Consider the following 6,395-nt stretch of genomic DNA (forward strand, 5'->3'; position numbering starts at 1 on the left):
CGGCCGAGGCAGCAGTGCACAGCACGGCCAGCGCCAACCCGCGGTGCGCCGAGTCCACCGCGGCCCGGACGGACCCGCGGCTCGCGGGCCGCTCACCGAGCTGCTGATCATCGAGCCTGGTCAGCCCGGAGGTCACCAATGCGATCCGCGGCAGCAGTCCCAACAGGACGGTGCTGGCCAACGCCAGCACCGTCGCCGTCCACAGCAGCGGAAACCCGAGCACGGGCGGAACGACCCACAACGCCAGCAGCCCGAACAGCGCTCCCGCCCCGGTCAGCCCGGAACGCGGCCGCCGGTTCGCCGCACTGGCGCCCAGCACGGTCAGGCCGGCCAACGCGATCCACGCGACCAAGCGCTGCGGCCATTCCGGCGACCACTGCGGCACCGCGGTGGCCGCGACCGCAGCGCCCGCCAGCAGCACGGCCGTCCCGGCCGCGCGCACCCCGCCGATCCCGAGCGCACTACCCGCGATCAGCACGACCAACCCGGCCGCGAGCGCGGCAACGGGCGGTACGACCGGCAGCGCCATCGCCACCGCCCACGCCCCGGCCGCGGCGATGACGCCGGTAGCCACCCAGCGCCGAGCCGCGTCGCCCCAGCGGCCCGGCCGCCGTTCCAGGTCGTCGGCGACTTCGTCGGTCACGTCGTGCACGACCGCGGGCATCGGCGCATCGCTGATCCGGTCCACGCGCAGCAGCGCACCATCGGCGATGTCCGCCGAGCGCGGGCTCTGGTCGAGTTCCACGACCGTGCCGTCGAACAGCGAAAGCCGGTACGACTGCGGCGACTCGACGGTGCGGTAACCGAGCAGCCGCACGATCTCCGGCAACAACTCGCCCAGCGCCGTCTCGGACGGGATGACCAGGTCCACCCGCCGCCAGGGCGCGGCGAGGGTGACGCGGGTGAGCGTGCCCGTGGCCGCTGCGGGGTTCATCGCACCACCTGGCTCTGCTTCTGCTGCGTCAGCGCGTTCTCCAGGAACGAGAAGCCGACGCAGCCCGCGCAGGCCACCGCGGCCACGATGAGGCTGATCGCGAAGCGCTTCAGGTTGTCGACGGTCGCCCGCTGGCGGCGCGCACGCCCCCACAGCAACGACTCCCGCAACCGTCCGCGCCGGACGGCCACCGATTCGAGCAGCTGGGCGTCGTACTCTCGTGCCACTCGCGGCATGGTACTCAGCCGATTACTGATCATGCGGGCTAATCGGTGCTCCCGGGGGGCGTCGGAGTTCCCGGGTCTCATCGACGGTCCCGGCGCCCGGCTGCGATCTCGGGGCGCATCAGGGCCCGCCGCGCTCAGAGCATCCGGACCATGTTGTCGATGGTGGCCACCGACGGCAGCTCCGCGCGGCTGCGCACCAGCGGTTCCAGCTGCTCCCAGCGGGACTTCAGCCGATGCGGCCGCGGTTCGTCGTCGGCGAGTTCCTCTTGCAGCACCTCGAGGTGCCGCCGCGCTTCCCGGAACTCCTCGCGCGCCGACCCGGTCAGTTCCGCGCCCAGTTCGCCGACCTTCGCGCGCAGCGAGTCGAGCTCACCGGCTGCGGCGTTGTACACGACCGAACCGACGTGCACCTCGTTGTGATCTCCGATGGCGTTCGCGCCCGTGAAGTTCCCGCCTTGCACGATCGTCGTGTTCTTCGGTTCCTCGGCAGGAGGTCGCGCCGCAGGGCTCATGACTCCTCCTGCGGTTCGGCGGGTTGTGCGGCGTTCGCGGTCTCGACCCGGGCCGCCGAGTTCGCGCCGAAGGTGTTCGCGCCGGTGAAGGTGCCGCCGTTGATGACCGTGGTGTTGATGACCGCGTTGCGCCGCGCTTCGAACTCGTCGGTGGAGAAACCGTTGTCGTGCAGGTGGCGGTGCACCGCCGACAGCGTTCTCCGTTCGATCAGCTTGACGTAGCGCAGGCCGTCCAACTCCTGGAACTCGTTGCCGAATTCGGTGGCTGCGACCACCTCGCGGATGCTCTGCACGCTGCCGTAGTCGGCTTCCCGCGAGGCGCCGTGCTCCGGCAGCACCATCCGGCGCAGCCCACCGGCCGCGGTGCGCACCCGGGAGGGCAGGCTCGACGGGAACCGCAGCAGCTCCAGCGCCGCCGCGCGCACCGAGCCGCCGGAAGCGGCCGGACCGCTGTGCCTGCTGTCGATCGGCAGCAGGCAGTAGGCGCTCCACTCCAGGTAGAGCGTCCGGTCGTCGCAGCCGACGTGGAAGAAGGTGGACACCATGACGTCCGATTCCCACCCGGCGACCGAGCTGCGCTGGAAGTGCCGCGCCCACTCCGGCCCGCGGTCGGCGATCTGATCGACCAGTTCCGGAGCAACCGCGGGCACCGGGCGCTCGCCCCGGTCCGGCAGCAGCGTCCGGCCGAGCGGGCTCTCGGCGTGGGCCGACATCGTTCCCGCGTGCACCGCGACCACCGGGTCGACGGTGAGCCCGCGCAGCCGCGAACCCGGAACCAGCAGGTCGGACGTGTGCATCTGGCGCAGTTCCGCGGCGACCGCGCGGTACAGGTCGAGCGGCCGCACGTCGGCACCACCGGCTTCGCCTTCCGGCAGGCCCTCCTTGTGCAGCGGGATCACCATCGACCACTGGTTCAGCCGGTCACCGTGTCCCGGGAAGGCGCTCCACCCGGATTGCACCAGGACGTTCCCGGAATCCGGGCGGGCGGACATCTCACCCAGCAGGCGGCCGTGGCGCCGCGTCCCCACCGTTCGCACGACCTTGCCCAGCCGCGCGACCGGCGAGTCGGTGCCGCCCGAGACGAGCAGCTGATCACTCACCAGCACGGCGAACAAACCCGCCAGCCAAGCGATCACGAGCAACGACGACAGCGGCGAATCGGGCAGCGCGTACAGCGAGTCGTCGATGTCGAACGCGTCGTCCAGCGGGCCTTCCAACTCCGACGCCAGCAGTGACCACAGCAGGAACGCGACGATCACGTGCGCCACCCCGGCGCGTAACCGCTCCGCACCGCGCCTGCGCCTGAACACCCGCGCCAGCAGCCGCACGAGCAGCCAAACGGCGATGAAACCGAGCCAGAACCAGACGAGCCCCGCATCCGCGTAGTACAGCGCCACACCCATGACCAGGCTGAACACCAGCAGCACCAGGTCGCGGAGGCCGCGCCGGTACCGGGCGGCCAGGGAATGGGCCAGCACCGCGGCCGCGTCCACTCCCGGTTCGGGCGGCAGCGCCTGCTGGGGACTGCGCAGGTAGGCGCCGATCACCGCGTCCGAAAGCTTGGGGACGTGTCCCGTGGCGGTGGCCAGCCGCTGCGTGTTCCGCTCCCGCTGCCGCGCCAGCCCGGCTGCGTCGTCCGCGGTGACCGCGGCCGACGCCGGCGTTGTCCCGTTGTTCAATCGGACCCCCGTGGCAGTCGATGTCGCGCAATTGTGCTGACGCCGACGACCAGGGATGCCGCTTCCGCGCGGTTTTCACCCGTTGAGCCCATCCGTGCGCGGAGCCGCACGCGAAACGGCCGGGCCTCCGCCGACTCGCGGATGTCCGGCCGGGCTGTTCTGGCCGGAAGTCAGGCCCGTTCGGCCTGCAGGTGCCACATCGGGAAGGTGAACCGGCCGTGGTCGTCGGTGACCGCCGCACCGGCGTCGAATCCGGGCATGAACTGCTCGAACTGGCGCGCCACGGTTTCCGGGTCGAACGCCCCGGAGTAGCGGACCTGCTCGATCGCGTTGATCCGCCAGTGCTCGCCGAGGTTCGTGCGCAGGTCGTCCTGGCTGACCGTCGCGGGCGCCTGTGCGTCTTCGACGTCGGCGAAGCAGAGCACGTGCAGCTTGGCGCCGGGTTTGGTCACCCGGTGCAGCGCCGCGCCGTACGCGGCACGGGACTCCGCGGGCAGGCAGTGGTAGAGGGCGCTGTCCAGGACGGTGTCGAACTCCTGCGGAACCCCTTCCATGGTGGTCGCGTCGGCGACCTGGAAGTCGGCCCGGACCCCGCGGGCGGCCGCGCGTTCACGCGCCGTTCCGAGGGCCGTCGCCGATCCGTCCACACCGGTCACGGAATAGCCGCGCTCGGCGAGGTAGATCGCGTTGTCGCCCGGCCCGCACCCGGCGTCGAGCACGCGGCCGGTGATGCCGCCGTCCCGCTCCAGCTGCACGAGCACCGGCTGGGGCTCGCCGATGTCCCACGGCGGGCGGTCGAACTCGATGTCGGCGAACCCGCCTTCACCTCGGTAGAAGGACTCGAAGTCGACGCTTCCGATGTCGATTCCGGCTCCGGATCGATTGGTCATGCATCGCTCCCTGCTTTCCGTTAATCGGACGGTCGGTAGATTACTCCGGCCGTCAAGCTCGCCCTCCCCGCTAACCTCTGCCCCTCGAGGAGGTCCGAAATGGCACGAACGACCGGTAGCTCCGCGGCCCGCACCCGGGCGCGGGTGCTGCAAGCGGCCCGCGAGCTGTTCACCGAGCGCAGCTACGCGGGCACGTCGATCCGGGACATCGCCGAGCGCCTGGAGATGACGAAAGCCGCGCTGTACTACCACTTCCCGGCCAAGGAGGACCTGCTGCGCGAGCTCGTCGCGCCGGTCGTCGACGAACTCGGCGCGTGCGTGCGGGCGGCCGAGGACGGCAGCGAATCCTCGCGGCGGCTGCTGCGCCGGGTCGTCGACCTCTTCGACGACCACCGGCACATCATCCGCGGCACCCTCTACGACGCTTCGGCGCGCAGCGTGCTGCTGGCCAAGGACGACATGTTCGCCGACGTCCGGGCGCTGGAGAACGCCTTGGCAGCCTCCGACGACCCGGCCGACCTGCTGCTGGCCCGGTGCGCGATCGGCACGGTGCGCGGCGCGATCATCTCCACCGGCGACATCGACTCGCTGGCGCTGAACCGACCGCCGGAGGCCGACGTCGGTCCGCGCCTTTCCGAGCAGGACCGCGAGCTGGTCACGAACGCGGCGGTCGCGGTGCTCGACACCGGTGCGCGCGACGACTGAGGCCGGGCCCACGCGACGACGCGGGCCCGGCCGCGGGTTCAGCCGCCGAACCCGGCGCCCGCCGCGCCCGCGGGCACCGGCTCGTCCTTCGCCAGCGCGCCGAACAGCTGGGCGGCCTTCTCCGCATCCCACTTGATCACCGACGCGCCGTCGCTGCTCTCGCCGAAACCGCTCATCGGCACCGTGGTCGTGATGCCCTTGCCGGAGGCGATCCCGTTCATCGCGAACGCCAGGGCGCCCAGATGCCACACGTGCTCGTCGCGACCGACCAGGAACGCCCCGGAGGTGTCGGTGATCAGCGGGAACAACCGGAACGGGTTGAGCAGCACCTGCGGACTCGACGCCCGCTCGGTCAGCGCGGCGAGGAATTCCCGCTGGTGCTCGACGCGGTCGAGGTCGCCGCGGGAGGACGCGCGGCTGCGCACGTAGCCCAGCGCCTGCGGGCCGTTCACGGTCTGGCAACCGGGCTGCAGGTCCAAGCTCGCCTTCGGGTCGGTCATCCGCTCCTTGACGCACAGGTCGACGCCGCCGACGGCGTCGGTGATGTCGGCGAAGCCGCCGAGACCGATCTCCGCGTAGTGATCGATGCGCACTCCGGTGGCGCCCTCGACGGTGCGGCTGAGCAGCTCCGGCCCGCCGTAGGCGAAGGCTGCGTTGAGCTTGTCCTTGCCCTTGCCCGGAATCCGCACGTAGGAGTCGCGCGGCAGGCTCACCATCGTCGGCTCCCCGCCGCTTTCCGGGATGTGCACCAGCATCATCGTGTCGGTGCGCCTACCGGCCGCATCGCCGGTGCCCAGTTCGGCCTGCCGCTCGGCGTCCAGCCCTTCGCGGCTGTCCGAACCCACCAGCAGCCAGTTCGTGCCGGGACCGGCAGCGGGCCGTTCGCCGCCCGCAGGCAACGCGTCCTCCCGCTTCAACGACATGTCCACGTACAGGCCGAAGCCGGCCAGGGCCAGCAGCAGCACGACGAGGACGATCAGGACGTTTCGTCCGGTACGCCGTTTCCGGCGAGTTCGCCGCGGCGGTGCGTCATTCGGCTGTCGCGCTGTGTAAGTCATTCCGCCCTCGAATTCGCGCCCAGCGGCGCACCGTTGTCCTGTGCCGTGCGGCGCGCAAGCATGGCCAAAATGCGCGTGCCGGGTTAGGACGAAAACCACACGGAAAAGCAACGATGCGCAAACGCGGCCATCACGCAGGAATAACTCGTTGCATTCATCGACTAATCTGTTGCGGATTTCAACAATCGTTTCCGCTGGCACAGGCGGGGATGCCGAACGATTTTCGCGTTCGTCGCGCGTTACTGCGCCGTCCCGCCCACTTCGCGCGCGACCGGCGCGGGGTTGTTGCCGCCTGTCAGCGGTCCGCACAATCGCCGCCCATGAACCATCCCCAGCGCGGCCCTAATCAGTACCCGCAGTACGGAAATCCGCCCCCGCCCGGGCACGGAC

General features: G+C 70.9%; 7 protein-coding genes. 1 reads left to right on the forward strand and 6 read right to left on the reverse strand.

Annotated elements, in window-relative coordinates; all coding sequences use genetic code 11:
- The 5 genes from IJH84_RS24530 to IJH84_RS24550 form a co-directional block, all read right to left on the reverse strand.
- Window positions 1–934: EsaB/YukD family protein (locus IJH84_RS24530; RefSeq protein WP_295149579.1), on the reverse strand; the 934-nt coding region annotated here is incomplete at its 3' end.
- Window positions 931–1,161 carry a hypothetical protein gene (locus tag IJH84_RS24535; protein WP_200068983.1) on the reverse strand — a complete coding sequence of 77 codons (231 nt, stop codon included), beginning with the start codon at window positions 1,159–1,161 and terminating at the stop codon, window positions 931–933. The genes IJH84_RS24535 and IJH84_RS24530, both read right to left, overlap by 4 nt.
- A gap of 134 nt (window positions 1,162–1,295) precedes the next feature.
- Window positions 1,296–1,673, reverse strand: coding sequence for a hypothetical protein (locus tag IJH84_RS24540; RefSeq protein ID WP_295149582.1), 378 nt, complete (start codon window positions 1,671–1,673; stop codon window positions 1,296–1,298).
- Entirely contained in the window at window positions 1,670–3,352 is a 1,683-nt protein-coding gene (locus tag IJH84_RS24545) for a hypothetical protein (RefSeq protein WP_295149584.1), read from the reverse strand. Before IJH84_RS24545 ends, IJH84_RS24540 begins: the two co-directional genes overlap by 4 nt.
- A 170-nt stretch (window positions 3,353–3,522) precedes the next feature.
- Window positions 3,523–4,242, reverse strand: a complete 720-nt coding sequence (locus IJH84_RS24550; protein WP_295149586.1) for a class I SAM-dependent methyltransferase — start codon at window positions 4,240–4,242, stop codon at window positions 3,523–3,525.
- Between the two features lie 99 nt (window positions 4,243–4,341).
- Here IJH84_RS24550 and IJH84_RS24555 point away from each other — a divergent pair, with 99 nt between their 5' ends.
- Window positions 4,342–4,947 (forward strand): TetR/AcrR family transcriptional regulator, encoded by a 606-nt coding sequence (locus IJH84_RS24555; protein ID WP_200068979.1) that lies wholly within the window; start codon window positions 4,342–4,344, stop codon window positions 4,945–4,947.
- Window positions 4,948–4,985: 38 nt separating this feature from the next.
- On the opposite strand, the gene IJH84_RS24560 is transcribed toward IJH84_RS24555, so the two are convergent.
- Window positions 4,986–5,912: an LCP family protein gene (locus IJH84_RS24560; RefSeq protein WP_295149588.1), complete on the reverse strand. Its 927-nt coding sequence runs from the start codon at window positions 5,910–5,912 to the stop codon at window positions 4,986–4,988.
- Window positions 5,913–6,395: the final 483 nt, after the last annotated feature.

The sequence above is a fragment of the Saccharopolyspora sp. genome (assembly GCF_017434145.1).
GTDB classification, from domain to species: domain Bacteria; phylum Actinomycetota; class Actinomycetes; order Mycobacteriales; family Pseudonocardiaceae; genus Saccharopolyspora_C; species Saccharopolyspora_C galaxeae.

Coding starts and splice junctions, on each gene's coding strand:
- IJH84_RS24555 (WP_200068979.1), top strand. CDS start 4,342: ATGGCACGAACGACCGGTAGCTCCGCGGCCCGCACCCGGGCGCGGGTG.
- IJH84_RS24540 (WP_295149582.1), bottom strand. CDS start 1,673: ATGAGCCCTGCGGCGCGACCTCCTGCCGAGGAACCGAAGAACACGACG.
- IJH84_RS24550 (WP_295149586.1), bottom strand. CDS start 4,242: ATGACCAATCGATCCGGAGCCGGAATCGACATCGGAAGCGTCGACTTC.